Annotated in this window: 31 protein-coding genes; 17 read left to right on the top strand and 14 right to left on the bottom strand. The window is 45.6% G+C overall.

Annotation, left to right across the window (positions count from 1 at the left end):
• Positions 1-301: 301 nt before the first annotated feature.
• The 4 genes from QUB04_RS06010 to hetR all read left to right on the top strand — a co-directional run bounded on the left by QUB04_RS06010 (position 302) and on the right by hetR (position 5,026).
• A complete protein-coding gene (locus QUB04_RS06010; RefSeq protein WP_333282183.1) occupies positions 302-2,104 on the top strand; it encodes an FAD-dependent oxidoreductase in 1,803 nt (600 codons plus the stop codon).
• Between the two features lie 97 nt (positions 2,105-2,201).
• A complete protein-coding gene (gene patX, locus QUB04_RS06005) occupies positions 2,202-2,429 on the top strand; it encodes a heterocyst-inhibiting protein PatX (protein WP_333142683.1) in 228 nt (75 codons plus the stop codon).
• Positions 2,430-3,042: 613 nt separating this feature from the next.
• Positions 3,043-3,267 carry a hypothetical protein gene (locus tag QUB04_RS06000; protein ID WP_333282180.1) on the top strand — a complete coding sequence of 75 codons (225 nt, stop codon included), beginning with the start codon at positions 3,043-3,045 and terminating at the stop codon, positions 3,265-3,267.
• Between the two features lie 853 nt (positions 3,268-4,120).
• Positions 4,121-5,026: a heterocyst differentiation master regulator HetR gene (hetR, locus tag QUB04_RS05995; RefSeq protein ID WP_333034952.1), complete on the top strand. Its 906-nt coding sequence runs from the start codon at positions 4,121-4,123 to the stop codon at positions 5,024-5,026.
• Positions 5,027-5,321: 295 nt separating this feature from the next.
• Here the strand turns inward: hetR and QUB04_RS05990 are convergent, their stop codons facing one another.
• The gene (locus tag QUB04_RS05990; protein ID WP_333282177.1) at positions 5,322-6,134 is read right to left on the bottom strand and encodes a TIGR00297 family protein; all 813 of its coding nucleotides are present in this window, start codon (positions 6,132-6,134) and stop codon (positions 5,322-5,324) included.
• Between the two features lie 11 nt (positions 6,135-6,145).
• Here QUB04_RS05990 and QUB04_RS05985 point away from each other — a divergent pair, with 11 nt between their 5' ends.
• On the top strand, positions 6,146-6,577 hold the full coding sequence (locus QUB04_RS05985) for a VOC family protein (protein ID WP_333098932.1): 432 nt from the start codon (positions 6,146-6,148) through the stop codon (positions 6,575-6,577).
• Positions 6,578-6,952: 375 nt separating this feature from the next.
• On the opposite strand, the gene QUB04_RS05980 is transcribed toward QUB04_RS05985, so the two are convergent.
• Together QUB04_RS05980 and QUB04_RS05975 are read right to left on the bottom strand one after the other, a co-directional pair.
• On the bottom strand, positions 6,953-7,561 hold the full coding sequence (locus QUB04_RS05980) for an alpha/beta fold hydrolase (protein WP_333282174.1): 609 nt from the start codon (positions 7,559-7,561) through the stop codon (positions 6,953-6,955).
• Between the two features lie 2 nt (positions 7,562-7,563).
• A complete protein-coding gene (locus tag QUB04_RS05975) occupies positions 7,564-8,181 on the bottom strand; it encodes an alpha/beta fold hydrolase (protein WP_333282170.1) in 618 nt (205 codons plus the stop codon).
• A 318-nt stretch (positions 8,182-8,499) separates the two neighbouring features.
• On the opposite strand from QUB04_RS05975, the gene QUB04_RS05970 reads away from it, so the two are divergent.
• Positions 8,500-8,961, top strand: a complete 462-nt coding sequence (locus tag QUB04_RS05970) for a hypothetical protein (RefSeq protein ID WP_333147887.1) — start codon at positions 8,500-8,502, stop codon at positions 8,959-8,961.
• A gap of 105 nt (positions 8,962-9,066) precedes the next feature.
• On the opposite strand, the gene QUB04_RS05965 is transcribed toward QUB04_RS05970, so the two are convergent.
• On the bottom strand, positions 9,067-10,224 hold the full coding sequence (locus QUB04_RS05965; RefSeq protein ID WP_333282168.1) for a tetratricopeptide repeat protein: 1,158 nt from the start codon (positions 10,222-10,224) through the stop codon (positions 9,067-9,069).
• Positions 10,225-10,319: 95 nt separating this feature from the next.
• Between QUB04_RS05965 and QUB04_RS05960 the strand changes: the two genes are divergently transcribed.
• A complete protein-coding gene (locus QUB04_RS05960) occupies positions 10,320-10,490 on the top strand; it encodes a YgiT-type zinc finger protein (RefSeq protein ID WP_333282164.1) in 171 nt (56 codons plus the stop codon).
• A 161-nt stretch (positions 10,491-10,651) separates the two neighbouring features.
• Here the strand turns inward: QUB04_RS05960 and QUB04_RS05955 are convergent, their stop codons facing one another.
• From QUB04_RS05955 to sir, 4 genes are all read right to left on the bottom strand, one after another.
• Positions 10,652-11,245 (bottom strand): hypothetical protein, encoded by a 594-nt coding sequence (locus tag QUB04_RS05955; RefSeq protein ID WP_333282161.1) that lies wholly within the window; start codon positions 11,243-11,245, stop codon positions 10,652-10,654.
• Between the two features lie 323 nt (positions 11,246-11,568).
• Entirely contained in the window at positions 11,569-11,799 is a 231-nt protein-coding gene (locus tag QUB04_RS05950; RefSeq protein ID WP_333147873.1) for a hypothetical protein, read from the bottom strand.
• Between the two features lie 80 nt (positions 11,800-11,879).
• A complete protein-coding gene (locus QUB04_RS05945; RefSeq protein WP_333282157.1) occupies positions 11,880-12,656 on the bottom strand; it encodes a 16S rRNA (uracil(1498)-N(3))-methyltransferase in 777 nt (258 codons plus the stop codon).
• Positions 12,657-12,897: 241 nt separating this feature from the next.
• Complete coding sequence (gene sir / locus QUB04_RS05940; protein WP_333282154.1) at positions 12,898-14,889, bottom strand: sulfite reductase, ferredoxin dependent; 1,992 nt, start codon at positions 14,887-14,889, stop codon at positions 12,898-12,900.
• Between the two features lie 297 nt (positions 14,890-15,186).
• Here sir and QUB04_RS05935 point away from each other — a divergent pair, with 297 nt between their 5' ends.
• Complete coding sequence (locus QUB04_RS05935; protein WP_333282151.1) at positions 15,187-15,435, top strand: chlororespiratory reduction protein 7; 249 nt, start codon at positions 15,187-15,189, stop codon at positions 15,433-15,435.
• Positions 15,408-15,539 carry a hypothetical protein gene (locus QUB04_RS05930; protein ID WP_333282148.1) on the top strand — a complete coding sequence of 44 codons (132 nt, stop codon included), beginning with the start codon at positions 15,408-15,410 and terminating at the stop codon, positions 15,537-15,539. The genes QUB04_RS05935 and QUB04_RS05930 overlap by 28 nt, the downstream gene beginning before the upstream one ends.
• Before the next feature lie 201 nt (positions 15,540-15,740).
• On the opposite strand, the gene QUB04_RS05925 is transcribed toward QUB04_RS05930, so the two are convergent.
• Complete coding sequence (locus tag QUB04_RS05925) at positions 15,741-16,121, bottom strand: hypothetical protein (RefSeq protein WP_190737398.1); 381 nt, start codon at positions 16,119-16,121, stop codon at positions 15,741-15,743.
• Positions 16,122-16,239: 118 nt separating this feature from the next.
• A complete protein-coding gene (locus QUB04_RS05920) occupies positions 16,240-17,379 on the bottom strand; it encodes a glycosyltransferase family 4 protein (protein ID WP_333282145.1) in 1,140 nt (379 codons plus the stop codon).
• 519 nt (positions 17,380-17,898) lie between these two features.
• Here QUB04_RS05920 and serS point away from each other — a divergent pair.
• Positions 17,899-19,179 (top strand): serine--tRNA ligase, encoded by a 1,281-nt coding sequence (serS, locus tag QUB04_RS05915; protein ID WP_333282142.1) that lies wholly within the window; start codon positions 17,899-17,901, stop codon positions 19,177-19,179.
• Between the two features lie 235 nt (positions 19,180-19,414).
• Here serS and QUB04_RS05910 read toward each other — a convergent pair whose 3' ends face one another.
• Positions 19,415-20,431 carry a hypothetical protein gene (locus QUB04_RS05910; RefSeq protein ID WP_333282139.1) on the bottom strand — a complete coding sequence of 339 codons (1,017 nt, stop codon included), beginning with the start codon at positions 20,429-20,431 and terminating at the stop codon, positions 19,415-19,417.
• 68 nt (positions 20,432-20,499) lie between these two features.
• The gene (locus tag QUB04_RS05905; RefSeq protein ID WP_333282136.1) at positions 20,500-20,703 is read right to left on the bottom strand and encodes a hypothetical protein; all 204 of its coding nucleotides are present in this window, start codon (positions 20,701-20,703) and stop codon (positions 20,500-20,502) included.
• On the opposite strand from QUB04_RS05905, the gene QUB04_RS05900 reads away from it, so the two are divergent.
• From QUB04_RS05900 to QUB04_RS05890, 3 genes are read left to right on the top strand one after another with little or no spacing between them, the layout of a single operon-like run.
• On the top strand, positions 20,694-20,894 hold the full coding sequence (locus tag QUB04_RS05900; RefSeq protein WP_333282133.1) for a hypothetical protein: 201 nt from the start codon (positions 20,694-20,696) through the stop codon (positions 20,892-20,894). The genes QUB04_RS05905 and QUB04_RS05900 overlap by 10 nt on opposite strands.
• Positions 20,891-21,496, top strand: coding sequence for a hypothetical protein (locus tag QUB04_RS05895; RefSeq protein ID WP_333282130.1), 606 nt, complete (start codon positions 20,891-20,893; stop codon positions 21,494-21,496). The genes QUB04_RS05900 and QUB04_RS05895 overlap by 4 nt, the downstream gene beginning before the upstream one ends.
• A complete protein-coding gene (locus tag QUB04_RS05890; RefSeq protein WP_333282127.1) occupies positions 21,445-21,639 on the top strand; it encodes a DUF6999 family protein in 195 nt (64 codons plus the stop codon). The genes QUB04_RS05895 and QUB04_RS05890 overlap by 52 nt, the downstream gene beginning before the upstream one ends.
• Positions 21,640-21,888: 249 nt before the next feature.
• Here QUB04_RS05890 and QUB04_RS05885 read toward each other — a convergent pair whose 3' ends face one another.
• Positions 21,889-22,026 carry a hypothetical protein gene (locus tag QUB04_RS05885; RefSeq protein WP_333282124.1) on the bottom strand — a complete coding sequence of 46 codons (138 nt, stop codon included), beginning with the start codon at positions 22,024-22,026 and terminating at the stop codon, positions 21,889-21,891.
• Positions 22,027-22,343: 317 nt separating this feature from the next.
• Between QUB04_RS05885 and msrA the strand changes: the two genes are divergently transcribed.
• From msrA to QUB04_RS05865, 4 genes are all read left to right on the top strand, one after another.
• The gene (gene msrA, locus QUB04_RS05880; protein ID WP_333282120.1) at positions 22,344-22,997 is read left to right on the top strand and encodes a peptide-methionine (S)-S-oxide reductase MsrA; all 654 of its coding nucleotides are present in this window, start codon (positions 22,344-22,346) and stop codon (positions 22,995-22,997) included.
• Between the two features lie 174 nt (positions 22,998-23,171).
• Positions 23,172-23,477 (top strand): hypothetical protein, encoded by a 306-nt coding sequence (locus tag QUB04_RS05875; protein ID WP_333282117.1) that lies wholly within the window; start codon positions 23,172-23,174, stop codon positions 23,475-23,477.
• 121 nt (positions 23,478-23,598) lie between these two features.
• Positions 23,599-23,940 (top strand): YtxH domain-containing protein, encoded by a 342-nt coding sequence (locus tag QUB04_RS05870; protein WP_190663664.1) that lies wholly within the window; start codon positions 23,599-23,601, stop codon positions 23,938-23,940.
• Positions 23,941-23,977: 37 nt separating this feature from the next.
• Entirely contained in the window at positions 23,978-24,559 is a 582-nt protein-coding gene (locus QUB04_RS05865; protein ID WP_333282114.1) for a DUF948 domain-containing protein, read from the top strand.
• A gap of 17 nt (positions 24,560-24,576) precedes the next feature.
• On the opposite strand, the gene QUB04_RS05860 is transcribed toward QUB04_RS05865, so the two are convergent.
• Positions 24,577-26,364 carry a cellulose-binding protein gene (locus QUB04_RS05860; protein WP_333282111.1) on the bottom strand — a complete coding sequence of 596 codons (1,788 nt, stop codon included), beginning with the start codon at positions 26,362-26,364 and terminating at the stop codon, positions 24,577-24,579.
• Between the last annotated feature and the right edge of the window lie 111 nt (positions 26,365-26,475).

Genomic DNA, 26,475 nt, shown 5'->3' with positions numbered 1-26,475 from the left:
TTGGCAATATTTACGCGCCAAAAATGAGAAATCAAAATTTGCCATCGCTCCTGCGGTCATTTAGTAACAAAATTGTGCACTCGCTGCATAATTCCCGATTGATTATTTGTCAAGTCTTTAGACAGTAAAATTCAATTCGCGATCGCCAACGCCGAACATCTATCCCTAGGGTACGCACGGAACAGCTTAGCTTACATTATGCCAAAATGACAAACGCCGAACATCTATCTACAGGGTTAACCGCACGGATCACCTGACTGAGCCTTTCGCCCTCAACCTAAAATCTCCAATGGTATTGCCTATGTCTTCCGTTTTGAAAGCAGATGTTTTGGTAGTCGGTGGCGGCACCGGCGGCACCGCTGCAGCCGTGCAAGCAGCCCGCCGAGGTGCCAAAACTATTTTAGTAAGCGAATTCCCCTGGCTGGGAGGAATGCTGACTTCGGCTGGCGTTTCGGCCCCCGATGGCAATGAATTAGCAGCTTTTCAAACCGGTTTGTGGGGCGCGTTTTTGCGGGAACTCCAGCAGCGACAGCCGGGAGGTTTGGATTGGGGCTGGGTAAGTTTTTTTACTTACGAGCCCCGCACCGGTGCTGAAATTTTCGCTGATTGGGTTAAATGTTTGCCGAACTTGCACTGGATTTCTGGACAAACTGCTCAAGATGTGCTAAGGGAAGAATCTCGCATTTCTGGCGTTCGGTTTGCAGATTTTACGGTTTCGGCCAAAATCACTTTGGATGCAACGGAATTGGGAGATTTGCTGGCTTTAGCGGAGGTTGGACACCGCTGGGGTTGGGAATTCCAAGCCGAGTGGGGAGAACCCAGCGCGCCGGCTGCCTCTAATGCTCTCACACAGAGGTATTCGGTGCAAGCTCCGACTTGGGTGGCAATTATGCAGGATTTTGGTAAAGGTGCAGCCGGGCCAGAAATTCCCGCGCCACCTGTAGACAATCCCGATGGATTTATCGGTGCTTGGGACGGTTACACTCCCGAACAATTTCTCAATTACGGCAGGCTGCCAGGGGGATTGTTGATGATTAATTGGCCGATTCGAGGTAATGATTATGGTGAAGGGGTCGATCGACTCATTAACTCTGAAACATCTCGACAAGAATTCCTGCAAGAAAGTCGGTGGCACAGTCAAAGTTTCGCCCGCTTCATTCAAACGCAACTCGGCCCCCGCTACGGCCTAGCACAGAATATTTTCCCGATTTCAACGATCGACAATCAACAAAAATCTTCCCTTCTTTCTTCCTTTGCCTTACATCCTTACTACCGAGAAAGCCGCCGCTTGCGAGGGATAAGTACAGTAACCGAACAAGATATTTTGCCTATTGTCGGCGGAAGAGTCGCGAAGCTGCCAATCAATGCTGAGGGAATTTGCGAAGCGGTGGCTATCGGCAACTACGCCAATGACCACCACTACACCAGTGGCGACATTCCTCTGCAGCCCAAATCGATCCGCTGGGGCGGCCGCTGGACGGGAACTCCGTTTACCATTCCTTACAGCGCGCTAATTCCTGCGAGTACAGACGGTTTGCTAGTCTGCGAAAAAAATATTTCCGTCTCTCACATCGCCAACGGTGCAACTCGCTTGCAACCGACGGTAATGAATATTGGACAGGCTGCAGGGATGGCGGCGGCTTTGTGCGCGGAATCTGGATGTCAGCCGCGGGAGTTGCCGGTGAGAGTGTTGCAGGAAGCTTTGCTGCAAGATTCCGAGGCGAGTGCGGCGGTTATTCCTTTATTTAATTTGACACGGGGGCGATCGGATTGGCTGGATTGGCAACGCTATTATCTCGATCGACCCCAAGCATATCCCGCCAGCGGCGAATGTCAGGAGTCAGTAGAGAAACAAAGCAGTCAAACAGCAAATACCCACAGCCAATTTTCGGGCATTTTCCGTCGCCTCGGCGAACAAGACTGGACACTAACGCTTACAAGCCCCGCATCCTTAGCCGGTCAAACTTGGCAACTCGTGACTTTGGACTCCGAAACCGACAGATTTTTACACAGTTGCGAAACCGAAAAGCCTCTGAATGTATGGGGTAGGCTGAATGCTGCAGGTGCTTGGCTGCTGGCGGGCTCAGTAGAATTGAAGAGGTAGGGTTTTTTGCAGAGATCCGAAAATTCACAGAAATTTATCCTGATCGATCGGGGAGAGTCCGTATCAGTTAATAGACAATGACACGGATACTAACCCCATGCAAACTTACACACCAATTGCTTTACAGAGTCTTTTGGGCGTTACTTTGAGCGCCACTGTCGTTCGAGCCTTTGAATCCCTCGTCGGACTGCTGGAAGTTGCCACCGCTTCATATATTTTATCCGCCCAAACCGAACAAAGGGGCGATCGTTCTCCTGAAAGAGGCAGCGGACGCCGAGAGTTCAGTGAACCTAATCTTTACACTCATCAACTACAAGCATTTTAATGACATTGGACGAAAGCGATTTCCGTTATTGAGTTAGTTTCTGCCGCCCGTGTCGAGCGCTCAATCTGATTTCCTGGGAGGCTAGTTTTTCAGGTTTCCAAGGCCACTGCATTTCTTGTTTACAGTCATTAGGCTCTTCTTTTATGTGAGTGATGATAGCATATAAACCTTAAACCGCCATCTATTGAGAGATTGAATCTCGTATTTGGCGGTTTTGTATATTATTGCAACCTTCTGGGTAGTGCAATTAGGATTTTTTTTATTACTGAAGCCAGAGATTTTATTTATTCCATTTTACATCGACTTCTCACAGTTCTCATAGATCAGAGGCTACGCATCTAAAGTGTCTATTGCTTCGGGAGGGGGTAGAGGGTGAGAAAGGGAGAGGGAAAGATAATTTTCCGCTTTTTATACAAGGATTTTAGGAGACAATTTAAATGCGAGATAGCTTAACTTAAGCCTGATTCCTTCTTCCTTTTTCCTTCTTTTTCTTCTTCTTCCTTCTTCTTCCTTCTGATTCCTGATTCTAGAGTTTGATAATTTCAGGGAAATTAATCCTGATCAGCCTGGGTAATGTCGTATCTCTAAATAGATACTGATACAAATACTACCCATGAAAACCTACACAGCAATTGCTTTACTGAGCCTGTTGGGCATTACCTTGAGTGCCAGCGCCGCTCAAGCTTTTGAATCTCCACTCCCCATGCTCGAAACTGGCACCGCCCAATATATGTTGTCAGTCCAAACTGAACAAAGGGGCAATCGCCGTCCTCAGAGCAGCGGACGCAAGGATTTTAGCGAGTCTAATGTTTACACTCATCCGCTACAATATTTCTAATGACACTGGACGCAAGTGATTACCACAACTGAGTTGCTTCGGGCCGTTTATTCGATCGCTCGATCGGATTTTCTAAAATTCTAGTGTTTCAGGTTAAGCGACAACTGCACTTTTTGTGGACAGTTCTGAGGAAATTATTTTTTGTTCTAGTAATGTTAGCATATAAACGGGAAACCGCCATCTACCTAGAGAGAGATTCTAGTATGTGGCGGTTTTGTATTGAAAACGCTTCAATTAAACAGGAACTAACCACAGGCCTCTGAGCATCTGGGTTTTTCAACCGATATCCCTCGCGCTCCACCCCTTATTTGGGCGTTGCACAATTTGAGGAGGATTCTTGTGGGGTGTCCCGCCTGCTGTGAAAATACGGCGGATCGGCTACGAGATCCCATCCCACAAAACCATCAAAATCTTCCCGCAATTATGCAACAGGCTTATTTTAGTCGATCGAACCGGGTTTGGGCATCCATGACTATTCAAGAATTAGGGGCTCGGAGTCGCCTCAAATTCCTGGCATCGCAACAGTTATTTACCTTCTCCCCCCCACAGGTAAGGTTTAATTTTCAACCGCTGCACTATAATTAACTTGCGATAACTAACTTATATATAGGTAAACTGTCAGCGCAGAGGGTGCAGCAATCTACTTAAATTGGCCACCAATAAGAACCACTTATGCGGTGTGGATAGCCTTTAAGCCCATGCCCCTGTTACCTCAGGGAAATTAACTAACCTGAATATTAGGGTAGCTGGCAAGCTTTCCGGCGACAGTCGGCTATGCTTGATTCGGCGCTCTCGCAATAATTTAATGGAGGATGACAAAATGCCTCCTAATTTGGCTATTTCGGGGATAGTGATGAAAAATGACTCTTTGGATCTGGTCAAAAGCCTCAGCCCTAGTGCAATGGATCAGATCATGCTATATCTGGCGTTTAGCGCCATGAGAACCAGTGGGCACAGGCACGGGGCGTTTCTAGACGCGGCCGCAACGGCGGCTAAGTGTGCCATTTATATGACTTATATGGAGCAGGACAACAACCTGCGGATGACCGGACATTTGCATCACATTGAGCCTAAACGGGTGAAGGTGATTGTTGAAGAAGTCCGGGAAGCTCTGACTCAGGGAAAATTGCTGAAAATGTTGGGTTCCCAAGAACCTAGATATTTGATTCAGTTTCCTTATGTCTGGCTGGAACAGTATGGTTGGATGCCGGGACGCCCTCGCATTCCGGGAAACAATTTGACTGTAGATGAAAAAAAATATCTCGAAGGCAAGATTCCTCCGAATCCGCCTGATGCTCAACTGATCAATTCTTTTCAGTTTATGGAGTTGATCGAGTTTCTGCACAGGCGATCGCAAGAAGATATGTCTCCAGAAAGGCGAATGCCTTTGAGCGAAGCTCTAGCAGAACACATTAAGCGGCGCTTGATCTATTCTGGGACAGTAACTCGCATTGATTCTCCTTGGGGAATGCCGTTTTATGCCCTCACCCGCGCTACTTACTCTCCCGCAGAGCAGGAAGAGCGGACATTTACTATGGTGGAGGATACGGCTAGATATTTCCGGCTGATGAAGGATTGGGCGGAAAAACAACCGAAGGTGATGCGAATTATGGAGACTTTGGATATTCCGCCGGAACGGCTCGACCAAGCCCTTGAGGAATTAGATGAAATTATTCGCAATTGGGCCGATCGCTATCACAAGCGGGGCGAACCGACGATGATTTTACAAATGGTTTTTGGCCCGCAAGACGACGCTTAGTTGGATTAACTATTAATCATTAGTCATGAGTTGATTGCTTGAGACTAATGATTAATAGCTAATAGCCCTGGACGGCGCAACCGGCTTTTTTTCTTCCAAAAATACTGCGTTATATCATGTCCGATCGAGTGACCGCGATTAAAAGGGCGGGTTTTTGAGATTGTAAATTATTGGCAGATATTTTTCGTGAGGGGAGCCCCTACCGTATTAGGGGTAATCGACCGGACATAATATTAATCGTTTGAATTATCGTAAAAAACCAGGTTGATTGGGTCGCGAATGCGTCCCGGCTTAACTAAGTTAAAAAAGCTCTCCAGGTCGCCGCTAAAATAATCGCTGCGATCGCTCCTATGAGTGTATTGAAAAAATTTACTACCTCGTTGGTCAGCCACTCAAACTTTGATTGCACCGTCGCCCCAATCACGCTCTCGATGTTCGTGGCAATAAAAGCTGCAATAACACAAAAAACAATCCCTGTCAAGTCAATTAAACCGACGGCCCAACTCAAAAGCGCAATCAAAATTGAGCCGACAATACCCGCGATCGTTCCTTCCAAACTTACGGCCCCTTCCGTACCCCTAGGTACAGGCTGCAAGCTAGTAATCAAAAAAGTCCGCTTCCCGTAAGCTTTGCCGATTTCGCTGGCGCAGGTATCGGAAAGTTTGGTGCAAAAACTCGCCGCGTAACCCAGCAATAACAGGGAAATAGCATCTTGTGGCACAGGCATCTTGCCTGTATCTCCTAAAATAGATAATGCCAAAACTCCCAAAGCGCAAAAAGTAGCGGTTAAAGCCGAACCCCAGACATTTTCTGGGCCTCTGGCGCCTGAACGCTTTTCGGCTATGCCTTCTGCTTCTTTTTGGGCTTGGCCGATGCGGGTAACTCCCGATCCGACAAGAAAGTAAAACATCACGACAGCATAGCCTTGCCATCCCAAACAGCCCCAGATGAGGACGCCCAATACCCAGCCGTGAAATTGGCCAGCGGGAGTGAGCAATTTTTTAGGAGCAATGGTGGCGATCGCGAGTAAAACTGTATTTAGGGCGATCGCCACCAACCAAGGATTAGACCAAGATAAATAATTAAAGAACAATTCTGAATTCTGCATTTAGTACCTCCATGAACCAAGTCTTATTTCATCTTGCCTTCCCCGTGACCGATATTGCCCAAACAAAAGCGTTCTATGTAGACGGGCTCGGCTGCGAACTAGGTCGCGAATCGCCTAATTCTGCGATTATGGGTTTGTGCGGCCATCAAATTGTCGCCCACGTCAGCCGCGAACCTTTGACGCCTCAGCGAGGCATCTATCCCCGGCATTTTGGGTTAATTTTTACTTCCGAAGCTGACTGGGAAGCGTTGCTAGAAAAAGCCCAGCAAAACAACTTAAATTTCTATCAAGAACCGAGACGGCGATTTGTCGGTTTGCCTACAGAACACCGTACTTTCTTCTTAGAAGACCCTTTCCACAATATACTTGAGTTCAAGTATTATTGTGAAGCTGAAGCAATTTTTGGTCGCAGCGAATACGCTGAAGTTGGCGACGCTGTTTAGTAGTTAGTAGTAGAAATCTCCAATAATTATTGTGGAACAGGCATCTTGCCTGTTCAAGACTGGCTTTTATGGAGATGCCTAGTAGTCTCTTAGGGTGCGTCAGTCGATTTTAGATTTCAAATTTTAGATTTTAGATTTTAGATTGAAGAATTGGTTCCACAGATGAATCGGAGAGATTGAATTTTGGTCTAAAATTTTTAGTCATGATTCGGGTGCGTCAGAAGAGTGTGATTTTTTCTTTAATTGAGAAGTTCTCTCCTGACGCACCCTACAAGTTAATCATTATACTTGAATTATATGCCTTCGCAAACAATATTGAAATGCCTCTGCGTTTCATCGGCGGTTTCCTATGAACCAAAGATTTATGCAATAAGTCTATTGATTTCTTAATGGTTCTGACAGTGCTTCAGCGACCGCTTTTAAACTGCTGGAATGCCGCGCCATCATGGCATGGGCGAAAACAGACAATTTTACTTCTTTTGCAGCAGATATTTGGGAACTAGAAGCGGGTACGATGATGAAATCCCAATCTGTCCAAATCGAAGTAAAATTGAGCTTTTCCAACAAGGCCGCATCTCGATTTAAATCTTCCAGAAAAGCACTGCCAGGACGCATTTGGATGCAGCCTTTTCCCCAGAGAGTGTAAGCCATCCAAGTACCGCTGTGAGGAGAAGATATGGCAATAAAGCGCTGCACTCGGTTAATGCCGCCTAACCTTTGCAGGTAGTAGCGAGTTACTAAACCGCCCATGCTCAATCCTACTATATCTAGATGCTGTTCTGGCGCAAAGGTTTTGTCTATATAATCTGCTATTTGTTGGGCTAATTCGTCTATGCTGGCGTTGCCCCAATGGGGCGAGAGATTGAGGGTGTAGACTGACCATCCCAGTTGGGTCAGGTAGGCAGACATTTTGTGAAAAATTCCCGATTTTCTGAAGATTCCGTGAATTAGCAAGACTGGGTTTCGGCTGAAATTGCTATTCATTTTTAACTGGGAATTTTATTTTCAATAGGTGCTTTGAGTTCTTCAACTAATGCGTTAATACTTAGGGGTTCTGTCACCATTTGGCGGTGCAGCAAAACGTTGACTTTAACTTCTTTACCTACTGGCATTTGGGAGCTGTTCGCCGGTACAATCATTATGTCAAATGGCGTCCACATTGATGTAAAGTTTATGCGTTTGAGCATTGTCACATCTTGATTCAAATCGCGCAGCAAGCCACTATCGGGGCGCATATCCAGGTATCCTGGTAGGCGTAGGGAATAGGCGGTGAGGGTGCCGTGGTGGGGGGAAGAGAGGGTGATGAAACGCTGTACGCGGTTGATTCCTCCGAGTCGCTGGACGTAGTAGCGGCTGACGATGCCGCCCATGCTGTAGCCTACTATGTCTAAAGATTGTTCTGGCTCGAAGGTTTCAGAGATGTAGTCTGCCAGTTGCTTTGCCAGTAAGTCGAGCCCGAGGCTACCGTCGTTGGGGGTGAGGTTGAGGCTGTGGACTGACCATCCGAGTTCGGTGAGGCGGGCGGACATTTTGCTGAAAATCATCTTTGTGTCCCAGATGCCGTGTATCAGGATGACGGGATTGCGATCGAGCGAACTGTTCATTTGAAAAGAAAATTGCTTGCTAATTACAGCATAAATCACTCCCCTAGGGAGTTTTACCCCTACTAGGACAGCTAGCCAATCGGATCGAGGTACGATCGACCATTAGTGGCAATCCCTAACAAATTCTGAGATAGTTTGTAAATAAGTGCAAAGCAGTGCGAGTATTTATACCTAAAATTTGCTTTGATGAGCTAGCTTAGATATAGCCCAATGTAAATTTTGATGAATAAATGTAGACAAAGGTTGCCATAGCTCGTAATCTAACTTTGTTGACAAGCTTGTACAAATTTCTCTAAAAGAACAAAAGGAGTAAGTCTAATGTTTGGTTTTATCAAAAATTTCTTCGGCGGTATTTTCGGCTTTTTTGGCAGACTGTTGGGCTTGAAAAAGTCTGAATATTTCCTAGATTTGGGCGAATCGGGAGCGAAGGAACCAGCAAAAGTTGCGCCGGCGAAGGCTGAGCCTGCTGCGATCGCACCGACAAAAGTTGAGCCTGTTAAGTCTGAGAAGTCTGAGAAGTCCGAACCGGCTAAGAAGGCTAAGGTAGAGAAAAAGTCTAAGAAAGAAAACGAACCAGTCGCTAGCGCTCCTGCTAATAATTCGGAACCCGTGAAGGTACCGACTGCTGCAGCAACTAACGGCAAAGTGCCGAGTCAAGCTGAACCGAATCGGACTTTTGCTCCTAATAATTTAATGCCGACACCAAATGGAAGTCGTCGCACCCCCGGCCCTAGCATGAACAATTTCCGGGAAATGGCCCGTCAGGTGAAAATGAAGTAGGAATTTGGGAATTGATAATAGGGAATTGGGCATTGGATAACTCCCAATGCTGGCGTTAAAAATTAAAAAAATGGCATTACTCATTTTTAATTTTAACTCTTTGTTCTATTCCCTATTTTTTTCATTTCTGAGGAAGGCTAATCCGCTGTATAGCTGAAAAGCTGAGTCCCAAGGAGTTTCTGATTTGCGATCGACTTCTATATGAGATTCGATCTTTCTCAACATCTGCGTGTAATCGATCACGGTCTCGGCAAAGGGCGTAAATTCTGACCAAACTGTAACGTCAAGCTGGCGATCGAATATTTCGAGTAAGTTATTCCAGTTAATTCGGGTGGTACTTTGAGGAATCTGTTGAGAGTTTGTGACTCTAGATGTTTTGTTTTTCGGGTTCGGTGAAGTGGGGATATCTGCAGAAGCTTTGGTGAAGTTAACTCCTTTTTGGAATTCGTAGCTTTGGTCGCAAATTCGCAGAATGCAGTTTCTGCTGGGAATGTGTAAGTCACAGATTTGAGCGTAATCTTGCCGGATTTCTCTGTGGCGAAATTGATCCTTTCTTCGGTTGGGCGAGTAGTCCATGACTTCGATGAACATCGGCAACAAGCCTTCTACTCTTTGGGTAACTTCTGACCAGCTAAATTCGATCGCACCGAGTCGATCGAGTTTATCTTTACAAACAACGGCTGGGGAAGAAAGAGACTGGAAGTGTTGCACTCGGAAGATTTGGATTTTTTGAATATCGCTTAGGGTTGCCCAAAATACGGGAATGCCGGCGTTGAGGAGTTCTTGACCATAAATTCGGAGTTCGGCGATGGGGCCAGTTTTGTAGAGTCTCCAGCCGCGGCTTTGGATTTGCATCCGGGTTGTGTAGGCGTCGATTTTAAAGATTCTGCTGATATTTTGAATGGCGGCGGGTTTGTTTTCGGGACTCACGGGTTCGAGGATAAGGAGTCCGGGTTCGAGGTTGCTGGGGTCGTTTTTGGCGGTTTCTATGGCTTGTTGGCGGAGGTTTTGTTGTGCGGTTTCAATCCGTTGAATAGCTTGGCGGGTCTGGGAGACGATTTTGGCGTTGGTGATGTCGCGGAGTATTTGTTTGTAGGTTGTTTGGGCTTTTTCGAGATTGTTGGTGAGTTCGTAGTAGCGGGCGATATAGTATTGTACCCACGGATTTTCGGGGGAGTCTTTTTGTAGTTTTTTGATGAGTTGGGCAGCTTGTTTGTATTCTTTACCCTCTAGGGCGGCCGCTATTTGGTTGATGTCTGTCATGGCGATTGGGGGAATGGCGTTGTTTCTATCTTGGCTGATGTTTGGTTGGTTCCGCCACTGGTTAACAATTTTTGCTGTTGTGTTAACTTATAGATATGATATGCCGGAAAGAAACAATGGTGAAACAAAAAGTAACTTACACGCTTGAAGTCAATGGTAAGTTTATTCTCATTGAAAACGTTCCTGCTAGAGTGTGTGGGGAAACGGGAGAGCGTTTTTTTTCGCCTGCAACTGTGGAACAGTTGCAGAAGATGATTTGGGAATAGAGAAAGCCTATTAGGGTTATTGAAACACCTGTTTTTGAGTTTGCTTAGGACTTGGTTTAAATTGAGTTAAAGCTGATTGGAATTAACGCTTAATGTGTAAGTATCTTTGCTTGTACGATCGCCCAAGCATGAGAACACTATGCTGCTATTATTTGATGGTTTTATGGCAAGTATCGCAGAGATTCCCAAACCCGGACAGCTTCTTGGGGGCTAATGTCCTTACAATTAGATAACTCTGGAGGCGCAGTATCTAAGAAAAGACGAGAACCCGCACCAGTAAATCTGTAAAATGGGCCTTTCCCCATCCAACTTCCTGTTAAAGTAGGGCCAGAAAGTCGAGGGTTTTTACGATATTTTAACAGGGCGCTTTTGCCTAATATTCGATTGTTGACGGCATATTCCTGTTCTAAGTCAGCCGATGGCATATCGCCAATACCGCCACCTGTGGATTCAATAGCAAAGCAAGAGTTATTCGAGTTTCGATAGGTAATTGCGTAGTTAGGGCAAAAACGGCGGACTCCTGAAGGACAAGGTTTAACTTGAACGCTAGCCACCTGAAATCCGGCGGGAATATAGCTAGGAATGGCAACTTTAGTTCCGAGAGACTTAAGCTGATTTGTTTGTCTGTCAGATAGCTGAGCATTGGCTAGCAATTGCCCTTGATTTGTCGATAACTCAGCCGTTACAGATTGTATGCTGGCGGCGGCTAGAATTGCTGTGATGATGGTGATGATTATAGGCGATCGATTTTTCATGAATTATTCTCCTGTTTTTGGGAGAGACTTTTTGCAGCAATCATATTTTATTATTTTTTAACCCCAGATGCACGCAGATTAACGCGGATTAAGGCAAAGTTAAATACGAATTATGAACTCAGCCCGATCGCCCCCATATCGAGTTCTGAGTATTTCTAACATACAAGACTGGGAGCGATAAAATTAGATTAGATGTTCGATCACCCTTTTTATCAGATTGCCAACCAGTCCCCAGATTATTAGCTTGAACTATCAAAGCTGGACGGCGTTTCGCAGTACGCAAATCCGAGCTGGGAAACAAAACCAAAACCACATCACCGCGACTATAAGGCATCGTAAGCATCCATCTCCGGTAGTTCCCAATCAGGAGCAAATCTACTCAACCGAACCCGTAAATCTGCTGCTTGTTCCTGGTTGATACCGCGAGATTGCAAGTTTACTAACCCTACTTTTGGCATAAAAGTAACAATAACTTGCGCTTCTTCTATGTCGGCGGGCATTTCCAATAACTCAATTTTGCCATTTCGGTATATCCCCTCTACTGACTGTAACATATTACTCCTCTGATAATTATCTATTTACATTTTAGCTGCGATCGCCAAGCCCATCAAGTCTCCGATCGGCTTGGTGGATATTAGCACTTCTCAAAGGCCGCGCCAACTAAAGACAAAGCCACAATCGGTGCTGTCACCGCTCTCAGAATTCTACTCCCCAAAGATACAGCTTCAAAACCCAATTCGATCGCCCTTTTCACCTCACCCTCAGTCCACCCACCCTCCGGGCCAACAGCAATCACAATCGATAATTCTCCCCCAGCCGGGGGCGGGCACGGGGGCACCGCCCCTACAAAGGGGGGAGCGAAACTACCAATCAAACAATCCCACAAATGCCGATTGTCCCCGCGAGCCACACAAATAAATCGATATTTTTGACCGCAATCTTTCACAGCCACATCAAACGAAATAGGCTCTAAAATCGTCGGCACAATTTGACGTTCCGACTGTTCCGCCGCCTCCGCAGCAATTCTCCTCCACCGATCGACTTTTTGATCGCTTGGTTTGAGCAAAGTTCGATCGCTCGTCACCGGCACAATACTTGCCACACCCAACTCCGTCGCCTGTCTCACAACCTCGTCAAAGCCGTTTCCCTTGGGCAATGCCGCCATCAAAGTTACTTCAACGGGTAGCTCCCTGTTCACAGCAATCTCCTCTGCTATGGAGGCAAATAACCCGGTTTCCCGTACTTCTAGGACTGCTAACCACCAATGCCCTCGCCCGTCCATCGCAATAAATCGATCGCCCGCTTGCAAACGTAGCACTCGATTTAAATAATGCTGCTGTTCTCTAGTTAAGTCGATTTTGCGATCGCAAATTTGAGGGGGAGTAATTGCTAATCTTTGTAATTGAGGCATTGAATTTGGGATTGTTCGTTTTCTATTAGAGATTTTTTTTATTTAACCGCAGAGAACGCAGAGAACGCAGAGGAAGAGAGAATGAGAAGAGATAGGCAGGCGGGGTTTCAACTGTTCAAAAAACAATAAAGGCACAGCATCTACAACCGGAATTATTTTACAAATTCAAGTTTTTTTCTGCAAATGCTCTGCCTTTATATTACTTTTGCCAGAAGTCTATTGAATACAATCGAAAATCGGCTTATCCTTCCTCCTTAATCTTCTTTAAATAAGTGGAAATCGCTTCTGTAGCTAGCTGCGTGATTGGCTTGCCCTGACGGGCTGCTTCTTCCTTGAGCTCGTTGTAGATTTCATCGCGGACGCTAATTCGACGGCGGACTTTGCCGCCGCCAGCAGTGGCAGTCTCGTTTTCATCGCCGTTACTAGACGTAACTTCTAATTCATTAATCTCAGTTGTCATCGAGTCAGCAGATTGGTAGTTGGTTACAAATTGACGGATAGATTCTAACCCGACGCGATCGCAAAAATTGCCAAAACTCTCGCTCAGTTGCCGTTTTTGCTTGAAATAAACAAAAATCGGCTCCAGAAAAGCTTCAAAATCCTTGACGTGCAGCTTTTCCTCAATTGGTTTTGCCAGCCGCGTTTGATCGGGAGAACCGCCCAGCCAAATCTGGTAGGATTCCGGGGAACTCCCGACAAACCCCAATTCTGCCATATAAGGGCGGGCGCATCCATTTGGGCAACCAGTCATCCGCACCACCAAATGCTCGTCTGCCAAGCCCACTTTGGTTAAAAGCGCCCGAATCCGCTCTAAAATGCTCGGCATCACGCGCTCCGATTCGGTAATCGCCAGCCCGCAAGTCGGCATTGCTGGACACGCCATCCCATAGCGCACTAAGGGGTCGATGGCAGTTTCCCGCTGAATGCCACATCGATCGAGTATTCCCTGAATTTCTTCTTTAATATCCGGCGAAATATCGTAAATCAGCACGTTTTGGTGCGGCGTCGCCAGTACCGGCAAGTTGTACTTCTGGACAATTTCCCGCAAAGCCGTTTTTAGCTGAAATGAACCTTCATCCTTGATCCGGCCATTATCCACAGAAATGCCGACAAACAGTTTGCCGTCTCCTTGTTCGTGCCAGCCCAAGAAATCAAAATACTTCCACTCAGGCAGCGGTTTAAACGCTTCTAGCGGCTTGCCAAAATAGTCGGCTACTTTTTCGCGGAACCACTGTACACCTTTGTCGTTGATCAGGTACTTCAGCCGCGCGTGCCGTCTGTCTGTGCGATCGCCAAAATCTCTTTGGGTTGCTACAATTGCCTTGACCAAATCGTAAACATCATCCTTGGCAACATAGCAAATCTCGTCAGCAACCCGCGCAAAAGTTTCTTCTTTATTGTGAGTGCGGCCCAAACCGCCGCCAGCAAACACGTCAAAACCTTGTAACTCGCCCGCTTCATTGGTAATTACCACCAAGCTCAAATCCTGAGAGTACAAGTCAATTGAATTGTCTCCCGGCACGGTAACGGAACACTTGAACTTGCGCGGCATATAATGGCTGCCGTAAATCGGTTCTTCTTTGTCGTCGCTAAAGATTGTGCCGTTGCCGTTTTTCTGTCTGGCGGCCTTGACTGCGGGGTCTTCCTCGGCTGAAACAGCTTTTTCGCCGTCCAACCATATTTCATAATAAGCACCGGTTTGCGGTGTCAGCAAATCGGCTACATTGTTGGCGTATTGCAGCGCATACTTGTATTCTGGGCGATTTTTGTACGGTGCTGGCGGTGCCATGATGTTGCGGTTCAAGTCGCCGCAAGCTCCCAAGGTTGACCCCATATTTTTAATAATTGAGGAAAACACTACTTTAAGATTTTTTTTCAACACGCCGTGAAGTTGGAAACCTTGGCGCGTTGTAACGCGGATCGTCTGGTTGCCGTATTCTTCAGATAGCTTGTCTAAGGCTAGGTATAATTGCGGCGGAGTGAACCCGCCGGGATTGCGGGTGCGGAGCATGAACTGATAGTCTTTTTCTTGTCCTTTAACTCGATTGTCGCGGTTGTCTTGCTGGTACGAGCCGTGAAATTTGAGAATCTGAATCCCGTCTTCGGTGAAGTGGGTAGTTTCTTCTAACAGTTCAGTCGCAACGGGTTCTCGTAAATAGTTGCTGCGTTCTTTGAGACCTTCGGATTTAGAGGGCTTGCGCGCAACTGGGGTTGAAGTGGAAGATGTGATCATGGGAATGTATAGTGCCAGTTATAATTAGATACAGCCGATCGAAGATTTCTTGACAATTTGACACTTGACAAATTTGCACTTGACAAATCTCCTCAGAAATGCTGTGTCGGATCTGTTGACAACTCGGTTAACAACTAAGTTAACAAGTAAGTTAATAACGGTAATCCGCTAGGAATTCTGATGGTGCTAATTGTAACACGATCGAGCCCGGCCTGAAAAATTGTAATTAAGAGTTTATACTTTGGTTCGCTTAAGTGTACGAAACTTTAGAAATAATTAACCTCAACCTTTGAAACTATGTCACTGTATGACGAAGACACGTTTGTGGTTTTAGAAACAAACCAGCCAGAGCAGTTTTTGACTGCGGCCGAACTGTTAGAAAAGCTGAAAGCCGTGTTAGCCGAGGAACACGAAGATTTGCCGCAGGAGGTGGATAAAATATCTGGCTTGGAAGCTCAAGCCAAGTATTTAATTGATACTTATTGTGAATTAGATGTCGGGCCTGGAAAATTTTTGCAGTGGTACGCAGTGCGCTTGGAAAAGTAATTTTGGGCATCGCGCATTGGGCATCGCGCATTGGGCATCGGGCATGGGGCATGGGGCATCGGGCATGGGGCATCGGGCATCGGGCATGGAGAATTGGTTATTAGAACCAACAAGTAACAAAAAGTAATTTTGGGCCGGGCATCGGGCATCGGGCATTGGTTATTAGAACCAACAACTAACAGGTAACAAATAGCAAATAACAACACACAAATAATAATCAACAACTAACTCATGCCCTATGCCCTATGCCCCATGCCCCATGCCCGATTCCCAATTCCCCATGCCCAATTCCCAATTCCCAATGGTTAATCTTCCAACTGTTGAACCGATGATACTTCTACTGCGGTAACATCGATCGTACCGGGCGGTGTCAAGCGACTAAAATGACCTTCCTCTATTTTCAGAGGTTCGCCGCAGTTGGCACACTGAAACTGAGTTTGATTTAAAGCTGTAAATTCGTATTGACAAACTGGACAATTGTCCTCAATTAAATTGCGTTTCAGCCACCACTGAAGCGCGAAAAACGCGACCACAGGCGTCAGCAACAAAAAAGCTACTAGAATCAACACTGATTTAACTATCCAACCCAAACCAATAGACACCAACAAATACGCGATGCCCAGCAGTATCAGCCAATTGCTAATACGGGGTAGCTTGAAAGATATTTTGGGGGTGCCTTGGTTCACGGTGGTCTCCTTGGGTGTCTTTGCAGGTAGGCATAACTCTATCCTACTCAGAAATTCAGGCGGTCGATCGAGTTAATTTTCCCATCATACACCCAGAAACCGCTCTCTACGTTATAAGTTAATCAGAGTCAGAGGGTTGAAACATTCCTTGTAAGGATTGACAAAGAGATTCAAAACTAAATCTTGCCAGGGTTTGTTCCCTCAACCAGTGGCGATCGCACCTTTTATCCTCCCCTCGCAGCATTTCCACACAAGCAACCGCTACTGCTGCGGAATCTCGGTGAGGAACTCGCCACCCCAGTTTACCATCTTGCAGCGGATCGGCTGACCCGTCCGCGTCCCCCGCCAGCACCGGTACTCCGCAAGCCAGCGCTTCCAAATAAACTATACCGAAGCCTTCCTGGGAGGGCATTACATAAGCATCGGCCAACTGGTAATGTGCTGCTAAATTTTCTGTGGGTACAAAACCCGCAAATATTACTCTTTCGGTAACTCCCAAATCATCAGCGAGTTTGGCTAATCTAGGTCGATCGTCTCCTCTGCCAATAACTAAGTATTTCACATTCGGAAAAGTTTTGGCTATTTGCGGCAAAGCTTGAATTGTGACATCGACGCCTTTGTAAATATCGCTCGATCGCAATCTGGCGACAGTCATCAATATTTTAGCACCAACCAAATTGTACTGCTCTAATAAATCCTGTGGCTTCGGCCCAGTGGTAAATATATTTTCATCTACTGTACAAGGCACTATGTGAAATTTTTCGGGATTTAATTGGTTAATTTCGCAAGTGCGATCGCGCGTGTACCTGCTAATAGTCCAAATACTGTCAGCTTTGCTCATGGCTGTTTGATATTTGGGCCCAAGCGGTTCCCACACTTCCTTGCCGTAAGTTAAAATTGTGTAGGGAATTCCCAAGGGTTGACACAGAATTTGAATTAGCGGTGCGAGTTTGATGTGGCCGCAAAAAACCCGCTGCGGTCGTTTTTGCAGCAAGCGAGTTAGTAATACTGTAGCAAACTTAAGACGACCAAACCCGGGATTCTCGATTTTGAAGTAATAAAATTTCAGATTTTTTGACTCGTAAGGATTGTGACAATCTGGGGAATCTCGCAACAGCAAAACTTCAGCTTGTGGCGGCGAGTTTGTCCCTGCGGTTATGGACAGGTAAGCTTTGAAAATGTCTTTAACGTAGGATTGAATGCCGCCTTCGCTGGCAAATATTTCTAGGAAACAGAATAGGTAATTTGTCGATCGCATTTTTCGATCCAATTAAAACTCCCGCCTGATTTCGATGATGCGGGGAATTCTTCGCGCACCCAATCATATATATAGCGTGTTGTTGGAGTAGTGCGCCGGCGATCAACCAACTTTCGGGTGCGCGCCCCTATCCCCGCGCGCCACCTCCGGGCCGCCAAACCCTTCTGCGCTTTCAAGTCAGCCCTCAAACAAAAAACCCAGCCATTGCTGGCTGGGGTAGAAAATTATCAGGGTGCATCTACTAATGTGCTTACTATAGCATCAATTGTGGGGTGTCACCCATCATGGGTGACACCAAGGCAGATTTTTCGATGAGAATAAATTATGATTGAGGTGATAAAAGATTGAGAAAACTTGTATGTCTGAGCGTATTGTCCCTGTTAACCTAAGATAGGACAGACGCAGGAATCCTCAGAAACCCTGTTAATTCATAGATTTATGCTTGCCAAAGCCAAGATTTTCCAAGAAACCGGGTTTCTGAGCGCAAGTCCTATAAAATTTAAAATTTAGAATAAATCTGTGCTAGACCTCAAATTAATCCGAGAAAACCCGCAAGCCGTGCAAGAAAGCCTCAACCTGCGCGGAGGTAACTATGAAATCGAGCCGATTTTGCAATTAGACAAACAGCAGCGGGAGTTGGAAAGCAAGCGATCGCAACTACAAGCACGCAGCAACGAAATTGCCAAACTCATCGGTCAAAAAAGAAAATCGGGTTTACCCCTCGAATCTCCCGAAATTCAGGAACTGCAGGCAGAAGGCAACGCTGTCGGCACCGAGTCGAATGAACTGCAAGCACAGGAAAAAGATCTAAAAGCTCAAATAGAAGCTTTATTGCTGCCGCTGCCAAACTTGCCGGGTTCCTCAACGCCGATCGGCAAAAATGAAGAGGAAAACGTCGAAATCCGGCGCTGGGGAGACGAATACATACCCAAAAATCCCGATATTTTGCCGCACTGGGAAATCGGCGAAAAATTAGGAATTCTCAACTTTGAACGGGCAGTAAAAATCGCTCAGCCCCGCTTTGTCACCTTAATTGGAGCTGGTGCAGCCCTGGAAAGAGCGATAATTCAATTTATGCTCGATCGCCACACAAAGGCTGGTTATGTAGAAGTGATTCCCCCACTTTTAGTTAACACTGAATCCCTCACTGCAACGGGTCAACTGCCCAAATTTGCTGAAGAAAGTTTCAAGTGCGACCAAGATGATTTGTGGTTAATTCCTACTTCCGAAGTTCCGGTTGTCAATTTGTACAGAGGTGAAATTTTGACAGCAGAACAGTTGCCAATTTATCACTGTTCTTATACTCCTTGCTTTCGCCGCGAAGCTGGCAGTTACGGCAAAGATACGAGGGGATTAATTCGATTGCACCAATTTAATAAAGTTGAATTGGTAAAACTCGTGCATCCGAGTACCTCCGAGGCAGAGCACGAAAAGTTAGTGCAGGATGCTGAGGGAGTTTTGCAGGCGCTGAAATTGCCTTATCGGGCGATCGCACTGTGTACCGGCGACTTAGGTTTCGCTGCTGCCAAAACCTACGATTTAGAGGTGTGGCTGCCATCTGCGGGCAAATACCGCGAGATTTCCAGTTGTTCTAACGTCGCAGATTTTCAGGCGCGACGGGCAAATATTCGCTTTAAAGAAGCGGGTAAAAAAGGCACTCAATTCGTTCACGCCCTTAACGGTTCCGGTTTAGCTATAGGCCGCACAATGGCAGCAATTTTGGAGAATTACCAGCAGCCAGACGGAACTATAAAAGTGCCGGAAGCCTTACAACCCTATTTGGGACGGGAAGTTTTATAAGTCACTCGGCGATTAAAATCGCGACTATACAAACGAAGTCCGCCTTCGCGGACTAAGAAGTAACACTGTTAGAGCCCCGACTTCTTCAAGAAGTCGGGGCTCTGGATCTTCTGTTTTTTGAAGTGGCTCTAATTATACCAAATCAGGCATAAATATCCTCCTTATTTCTTAGTCCGCCGAATCATCTTTGTTTGTGTAGTAGCGGTTTCAACCGCTGAATCATCGACGTGGTAATTTATAGTTTAACTAATGCTTCCTTGATATCGATCGCCAAAAATCTATCCAATGCTAGATACATCCAGTAAACAGATAACTGACTATCACTGCTAGTCTTCTGAAATCCCAAAGTCAGGCACAGTTTTTCGTACATGGGGTGAATCATCAGCGTGTACAAGTCGCAAAGATTGGGAAAATCTGTTTTCATTTCGCCTAAAACTTTCTGTGAGTCTTCGAGAAAAGCAATGCGGTATTCTGACAAATACTGCGGATCGATCATCCAACTGCGGACAAATACTGACTGGCAATTTAGATCTCCTGGTAGCGCCATCTTGAAAGGATCGATATCGGAAATAGAACTTAAATGAAGCCCTTTACTAGCAGCATTAAAAAAATTGACTTCTGATTCGCTAGCTGTGGGATAAAGCAAGTAAAATCCGACTGGATTGAGATTATCTGAACGGCGCAAAACTCGCATTCCCTTTGAGTATTGATCGGTCAAAAGCCGGAGGATTTTAGCAATTTTTTGGGGAACGGCGTTAGTGTTGCGGTTCATCCAGTTGTAATTGGTGGCTAATAAATTGGCAACGATAATTGCGTCGCACCGAGGGTTGAAATCATCTAATTGGAGTTGTACAGGCTTTTGAGGTTCGGCGGCCTCTAAAATTTCTGAAACTGGTTGAATTTGAATTGCCGTAGAGTTACCATCAAAGTGTTTTGCGATTAATCCGAGTGCTGCTAATTTATCTAACATCATTCCGGCGGCGCGATCGCTCCCGCGATCGGAATCGCAGTAAAATAGTTCGGCGGCTTCCCGGTGAGTGCACTGCACTTCGGTTGCGGGCACTTCCAGTTTCGCTAGCGGTGGTTTGAGACGGGGCTGGCTTTCCTGAAGCTGTTTCACCGATAAGTAAACCCAAAGCCTGATAAAGCATTCAGCCCTAGTGCGAGTTACGCCTACTCGTTTCATCAACAGCGAAACAACCGTGCGGCGTTGAGAAGGAGAATACCAAGTATCTAGTTTTGCAATATCCATTTCAGTCGAGAAGCAGCGAAGGAACTCTAGTTACATATTGGCTCAATTACCATAAACTTCACCCCGCTTCAGGTAACTTGTTGTCGCTGTTGCTCAACTTGCCTGATTTCCGCCGACTCTACAAGATAGCTGCTTGCTCCTTGCAAGGTCACTACTTCACAAAGCACAATCAATTTTAGATATTTTCTGGCTTGATTTAACAAAACCACGAACCCGACTAAATTAGCAACTTTAGCAGCAAACACTATATTATAACAGCACAATGGCAGCATTTGCCGTCCGCGATGCCATTTCTCAGTCAAATTTGGAACCAGGGGCGATCGACTTATTGGCCTGCGCTACTACTTTACCAGACTTATTAGTACCGGGATTTGCCAGCACAGTACACGGGGAACTTTGCGAATTATCTCCCCTAGAAATAGTGTCAACTCAAGGAGTTGGCTGTGCCGGAGTTAGTGCTTGAAATTACGCCGCCTCTCAAATCAACTCGGCAAAAAACAAATAGCAATTGCCGTCGCTTCCGAATTTCCCTCGCGCCTGTTCAAAAACACCCAAAATGTAATGAAATTAGGTGTTGAAGGTTGGCTGCGGTTGATTAAAGCCGGGAGAGTTTGTCCGCAGGAAATCGACTGGCTGCTGTGCCACTATTCGTCTCACTTTTTCCGGGGACAAATTGTAGAACTTCTGGAACAAGCAGGCTGCATGATTCCTGAAGAAAAATGGTTTACCAACTTTTACAGTCGGGGAAATACAGGCGGCGTCTCGATTTATTTAATCTTAGAGGGATTCTGCAATTCTGACAAGTTGCAGTCTGCACAGAAAATCTTTTGTTTCGTGCCCGAAAGCCGCAGCTTTACAACGGCATACATGATGTTAACTGCTGTGGAAAATACCAATAAACCTATGATTTATCAAATTTCTAACTTTCTTGATGTTCCCGAAGCTTCGACTCTCGAAAGCGTTAAACCGGAACAACCCAACTCTCCGCAAGCTTATTTGTTGCGGGAGTTAGTATGGATTTGGCTTACGTCAGCATTACCGGAAATTGCAACTGGAATCATGTAATTGTCAACCGCCATCCGCTAGGGCCAAACAGTCGGCTTAATGCGGCACGGGACTTGTTTTTGCACGGAATAATTGCGGAATATCTCTATCGGTATTTGCAACAGCAAAAAGAGATGAACTCAACTCCGATTAAATTACCCTAAGTACCGTAGGGGCGGGTTTTACCAATAATATTTAATAACAGCCAACAATCTACCTAAACCCGCCCCATACAACTAATAATCTACATCAACCCTTTCTTTGATATTATAAAAAAATGTATATTCCAATTGACCGTTGAGCGGGGCGGGTTTACGAGATTGTTGGTTTTAGGCATAGATGGTTGGTAAAACCAGCCTCTATGCAATCTGAAATTAGAGTAGATTTTTCATGGATAAAATTAATAGGAAAACTCAAGCGGCTGCTAGCTGTGCTTGTTCTGCTGCTTGGGGCAAAGTCTGATTTACCACAATCCACTTGCCTGTAATTGGGTCGCGGTAAGTAATAAACGGATTAGATTTTAAAGGTTGACTGCAAGGTTTAGTGGCCATTTCTACACACTCCCAATAAATGGTATTGAATAACTTCTACAACACCATACCTTTAATAATCGGCTATGTTGCCTAAAATCAGCGTGATTTATACCTCAACAATAGGTGATATTTCAGGTATGTTTTGGTGACACAGAACACTGTCTAATGTGATTTAAAACTGCGTTGGCAGTGAGCAGTATCACCAAAAACCTTCCGTAAAAAAAATCTGCCTTCTGGCTTTTACCTTCTACCTTTAAGAAGACCACTATTTTCAGTATACATCTGATATTATTAAGTAAGGTAAAGACGTTTATCAGAGATCCCCTCACAAACTTATGGTGCTATTTGGATTTGGCAAAAAGTCGAGCCTGCCCTCTGCCCAAGAGGCATTACCGGGACGGGCAGAGTCGATGTCGGTACCGGCAAGTCACTTTGTTAACGGCAATCCGCTCAAACCTCCCTTTCCAAACGGCATGGAGACTGCCTTGTTTGGCTTGGGCTGTTTTTGGGGAGCGGAACGCAAATTTTGGCAGCAAAATGGAGTTTTTTCGACGGCTGTTGGCTACGCGGCGGGGATTACTCCGAATCCTACTTACAACGAAGTTTGCAGCGGGATGACGGGACACAATGAAGTAGTTCTGGTTGTGTTCGATCCGAAAGTAATTAGTTACGAAACGCTGCTCAAAGTTTTTTGGGAAAGTCACAATCCTACTCAAGGAATGCGTCAGGGCAATGATTCGGGTACTCAGTATCGATCGGGAATTTACACGTATTCAGCCAGCCAAAAGCAGCTAGCTGAAGCTTCGCGCGATGCTTACCAGCAGGCTTTGACTGCGGCCGGTTACGGCAAGATTACGACTGAAATTATTGAGGCTCCTGAGTTTTATTACGCAGAAAGCTATCATCAGCAGTATCTTGCTAAAGAGCCGAACGGTTATTGCGGCTTGGGCGGTACTAAGGTTTGTTTGCCTGCTATGTCTCAGGCTTAAAAATTGACCTAGCTTATGGATAAAGACACATAGATCGGGATAAAACATTGTTGTGTCCTTACACAAGAAATCGAGATACAACAATGTTTTATCCCTACAAAATATCGGGTGGGCCGTTGCTCCAAGCGCGCCACAAAAAGCGGAATATGTTAGTAGTTTAAAAAAAGGTAATAAATGCTGACGGCTGTTATAATTATCAATCTACTAATATCTCTGGTTTGCTTTTATATAGCTGCGAGGGTGTGGAAAATCAGGCGGACGATCGCACGTTTGGAACTTCGGATCGCAGCAATGGAACGCCGCAGCAGTAATGTCCTCAGCACGTCGCCCGGTTTCCTTGGTAAAAGACAGCAAGGTACCCGCCAACTGCGACGGCGTTATCAACAACTGGAATTGCAACTGCAACAGGTTCAGCAACTTTTGGGATTGCTGGGTTTGGGACGGATGCTTTGGTCCAGGCGCGATCGACGTTTGAGGTAAGCTATCCTAAAACTGTCGCCCCTGCTGACTCCGTAGGATTTTCAACAATATTTCTACCTTTGTAAAGGGCTGCGATCGGGCAAACGCCCCTAAAATTGGTGTATGGAGAGAAGTTATAAAAATGTCAACTAAACGTTCAGGATTATTTATTGGCGGTTTGCTTGTGGGTTCTGCGATCGGGGCCGTGACTGGCTTGCTGATGGCACCGCGACCGGGCAAGGAGACACGGCAGATATTGAAAAAATCGGCCGATGCTTTGCCGGAGTTGGCGGAAGATTTATCGACTAGCGTGCAGTTGCAGGCCGATCGACTTTCTGAAACTGCAATCCGAAATTGGGACGAAACTTTGATTAGACTCAAAGAGGCGATCGCGGCTGGTTTGGAAGCGACTCAGCGGGAACGCCAAACACTTTCGGAAGCTGAAGCTGAAGTGAGTCCCCCGTCGCGCCCTCCCATCCGCTAAATGGTATGAAATTCTCAACCCCCAATCCCAGATTCAAGTGAGCGATCCCATATTTTGGCTAGGACTTTCGATTTTGCTAGTGGCAGTTAGCCTGACTGCTGTTTTAGTGACTTTAATACCTGCGGTGCAAGCGCTCGCCCGGGCGGCCCGCAGCGTGGAAAAGCTCGCTGACACGCTTTCTCGCGAATTTCCGCCGACTTTGGAGGCGATTCGGTTGACGGGGCTGGAAATTAGCGAGTTGACGGATGATGTCAGCGAGGGAGTACAAAGTGCGGGCGAGGTTGTCAAACAGGTCGATCGAAGTATTGGTAGCGCCAAAAAGCAGGCGCAAAACGTGCAGGTAACTACTCGCAGCGTGGTGACTGGGATTCAGGCTGCTTGGAAAACTTTAACTCGCAAGCCGCCGATTTCTGGGACAAATCGCCGATCGACAGAGAGATTGTCACCGAGTCAAAGAAGTGCGCTTTCGCTGAGGGATTCGAGTTTGGAGGATAGGTATTCTGGGGTTTACGGTGCCGATGCGAGTAATCGGGAATCCCCCAGGTTGAGGAGTAGCGAGGGTTCTGGTTTGCCGGGGGATGCTGAAGATTTTGAGCAAGTGCGATCGAACGATTCTTGATTGCACCCAATTCCTCATCATCCCTCAATAGCACACCCATCCCACCAGCAAGGATTCTTATCAATAAAATCCATCAAAGCATCATACTTAGGCGAACCCTTTTGTTCCACATACTCCAAAGCCCCCCAACTTCCCCACTTACTAAATGAACCCACATCCACAAAGTGCATGAAAAGACTGCCTCCAACTTGTTTCCAACTATTCAGTAATTGGGTGTAGAGCTCATACATTTCTGGCCGCCTATTTAATTCCATAAAAAACTTAGTCAGCTTTTCGTTATTCTCAACTCCTTCAATACCTACAATATGTTGGCCGCCCTCGTAAACAAATAACTTGAGACCTTTTTTTTGAGCCACATCTAAGAAATACTTAAAGTCATTCTCAACATCGGGCAAACTATCTTTGAAGCCCGGAAGTAACCCGCCCTCTTTTAATTGCTTAAAAGCTTTGCCAAACCCGCCATCTGCGTCATTCAACCAAGACTCTACTGTGCTGACATTTTCTTTCCCGCCCAAGTTTCCGCTAAAATATCCAGCTATGGCTACGGCATCAAGGCCGTGTTGATAACAAGGTTTATTGCCCTCAGCTACCCAATAGGAACACTCTAAAGAATAAGTTTCTAACTCTCTCCAGGCTCTTTGAGTTCCTAACACGCAGACAACTCGATTCTTTTGATCCCCAAAAACGCCTTTCCAGATATCGCACATTTGAGCAGTACGCATTCCGTGCCATTGCATAAAAGCATCGCCTTTATCCCCCCACTTCGCTTTACCTTGTTTCAAAGCATAAGTCGCTTGTGGAAATGACCAATTCCAAACCTCATTAGAATACTCTACATTAACTTTCAGCTTGGGATCTAAACTATCTTTGGCCATTTTAGCAAAGTTAGTCATATATTCATCCGTAGCCTGATGTGGCATATTAAACCAGGGTTCTGCTTGGAGTTTGTTAGCTAAATTCACCATAACTTCTATGGGAACATTTCCTCTGTAAGCATAGGATACGCTCTGTGGTTTAGGTCGGTTTGACCATTCTTTTTGTTCAGAACCATTTGTTCCCATCCAGTCCATAAAACGCAAGACTCTAAATTTTTTAATCTTGTCTATAAACAGCGGATTAAATATTTCACCACTTTGAAAAAGCTGTTCATCTTGGGAGCGAACCACTTTAATATTGCGGATATAGTTCCCTGTTTTCTTGGGATCGGTAGCAGTAATTATAATCATTATGCCTCCCCCTTGTGTGGCATCCACATTAATGATATCCCTCCCGGGTTTCGACGCAGCCTCATCTTTTTTGGCATCAAAGCTATATTCGATCGCACCTTCACCCTCATAAGTAACAATATATTGCCCTGAAGGATAGCGATTGGGGATTTCCCTAAGTAATAGCGTACTTACCCTAGTATATTTAGGAGAATCTTCGGGAGATGGCAGAGACTTCACCCACCCATTTTCATCAAGATTTAAAAGATTATACTCCTCTGTATCCCATTCACCTTTACAGTTTGGTTGTCCGCTGACGCATTGAGTTATCCATTGTCTAGAAGATTTGAAAGCATCTAAAAAGGGTAATTGTGTGGAGTAGTCAGCAATACCACTAAGCCCAACTCCTAAAGAAGAGCGAGAATTTGACGTATTTTGTACATCTGCACGCACCGCTACTGTGTTATCTACTTGCCGTACTGGTGTGGGAGCAATATTAGTTGTTAAAGCCCAACATCCGGGAATGAAAATGACAAAAATTAATAAACCAAGGACAAAACCCAGAGCTTTATTTTTCGATCGAATACTTAATCGAGACATAAATTTGATTAATTTGATTGTTTTAGGTAAAATCGGAGCGGGTTAGGGCGTTTTTATTTTGATATTTTATCAAAAATTTCCTTCTAAAACTATCAGCTATAAGATTATTAA

It is taken from the genome of Microcoleus sp. D2_18a_B4 (assembly GCF_036702475.1).
Classification (GTDB): Bacteria; Cyanobacteriota; Cyanobacteriia; order Cyanobacteriales; family Microcoleaceae; genus Microcoleus.
The sequence above is the reverse complement of the archived record's forward strand: the minus strand, read 5'-3'. Positions and strand labels throughout refer to the sequence as shown.

Bases quoted from the DNA above. Each gene is read 5' to 3' on its own strand.
- QUB04_RS06010 (WP_333282183.1), top strand. From the start codon at position 302: ATGTCTTCCGTTTTGAAAGCAGATGTTTTGGTAGTCGGTGGCGGCACC.
- patX (WP_333142683.1), top strand. From the start codon at position 2,202: ATGCAAACTTACACACCAATTGCTTTACAGAGTCTTTTGGGCGTTACT.
- QUB04_RS06000 (WP_333282180.1), top strand. From the start codon at position 3,043: ATGAAAACCTACACAGCAATTGCTTTACTGAGCCTGTTGGGCATTACC.
- hetR (WP_333034952.1), top strand. From the start codon at position 4,121: ATGAAAAATGACTCTTTGGATCTGGTCAAAAGCCTCAGCCCTAGTGCA.
- QUB04_RS05990 (WP_333282177.1), bottom strand. From the start codon at position 6,134: ATGCAGAATTCAGAATTGTTCTTTAATTATTTATCTTGGTCTAATCCT.
- QUB04_RS05985 (WP_333098932.1), top strand. From the start codon at position 6,146: ATGAACCAAGTCTTATTTCATCTTGCCTTCCCCGTGACCGATATTGCC.
- QUB04_RS05980 (WP_333282174.1), bottom strand. From the start codon at position 7,561: ATGAATAGCAATTTCAGCCGAAACCCAGTCTTGCTAATTCACGGAATC.
- QUB04_RS05975 (WP_333282170.1), bottom strand. From the start codon at position 8,181: ATGAACAGTTCGCTCGATCGCAATCCCGTCATCCTGATACACGGCATC.
- QUB04_RS05970 (WP_333147887.1), top strand. From the start codon at position 8,500: ATGTTTGGTTTTATCAAAAATTTCTTCGGCGGTATTTTCGGCTTTTTT.
- QUB04_RS05965 (WP_333282168.1), bottom strand. From the start codon at position 10,224: ATGACAGACATCAACCAAATAGCGGCCGCCCTAGAGGGTAAAGAATAC.
- QUB04_RS05960 (WP_333282164.1), top strand. From the start codon at position 10,320: ATGATATGCCGGAAAGAAACAATGGTGAAACAAAAAGTAACTTACACG.
- QUB04_RS05955 (WP_333282161.1), bottom strand. From the start codon at position 11,245: ATGAAAAATCGATCGCCTATAATCATCACCATCATCACAGCAATTCTA.
- QUB04_RS05950 (WP_333147873.1), bottom strand. From the start codon at position 11,799: ATGTTACAGTCAGTAGAGGGGATATACCGAAATGGCAAAATTGAGTTA.
- QUB04_RS05945 (WP_333282157.1), bottom strand. From the start codon at position 12,656: ATGCCTCAATTACAAAGATTAGCAATTACTCCCCCTCAAATTTGCGAT.
- sir (WP_333282154.1), bottom strand. From the start codon at position 14,889: ATGATCACATCTTCCACTTCAACCCCAGTTGCGCGCAAGCCCTCTAAA.
- QUB04_RS05935 (WP_333282151.1), top strand. From the start codon at position 15,187: ATGTCACTGTATGACGAAGACACGTTTGTGGTTTTAGAAACAAACCAG.
- QUB04_RS05920 (WP_333282145.1), bottom strand. From the start codon at position 17,379: ATGCGATCGACAAATTACCTATTCTGTTTCCTAGAAATATTTGCCAGC.
- QUB04_RS05910 (WP_333282139.1), bottom strand. From the start codon at position 20,431: ATGGATATTGCAAAACTAGATACTTGGTATTCTCCTTCTCAACGCCGC.
- QUB04_RS05900 (WP_333282133.1), top strand. From the start codon at position 20,694: ATGGCAGCATTTGCCGTCCGCGATGCCATTTCTCAGTCAAATTTGGAA.
- QUB04_RS05905 (WP_333282136.1), bottom strand. From the start codon at position 20,703: ATGCTGCCATTGTGCTGTTATAATATAGTGTTTGCTGCTAAAGTTGCT.
- QUB04_RS05890 (WP_333282127.1), top strand. From the start codon at position 21,445: ATGGATTTGGCTTACGTCAGCATTACCGGAAATTGCAACTGGAATCAT.
- QUB04_RS05885 (WP_333282124.1), bottom strand. From the start codon at position 22,026: ATGGCCACTAAACCTTGCAGTCAACCTTTAAAATCTAATCCGTTTATT.
- msrA (WP_333282120.1), top strand. From the start codon at position 22,344: ATGGTGCTATTTGGATTTGGCAAAAAGTCGAGCCTGCCCTCTGCCCAA.
- QUB04_RS05875 (WP_333282117.1), top strand. From the start codon at position 23,172: ATGCTGACGGCTGTTATAATTATCAATCTACTAATATCTCTGGTTTGC.
- QUB04_RS05870 (WP_190663664.1), top strand. From the start codon at position 23,599: ATGTCAACTAAACGTTCAGGATTATTTATTGGCGGTTTGCTTGTGGGT.
- QUB04_RS05860 (WP_333282111.1), bottom strand. From the start codon at position 26,364: ATGTCTCGATTAAGTATTCGATCGAAAAATAAAGCTCTGGGTTTTGTC.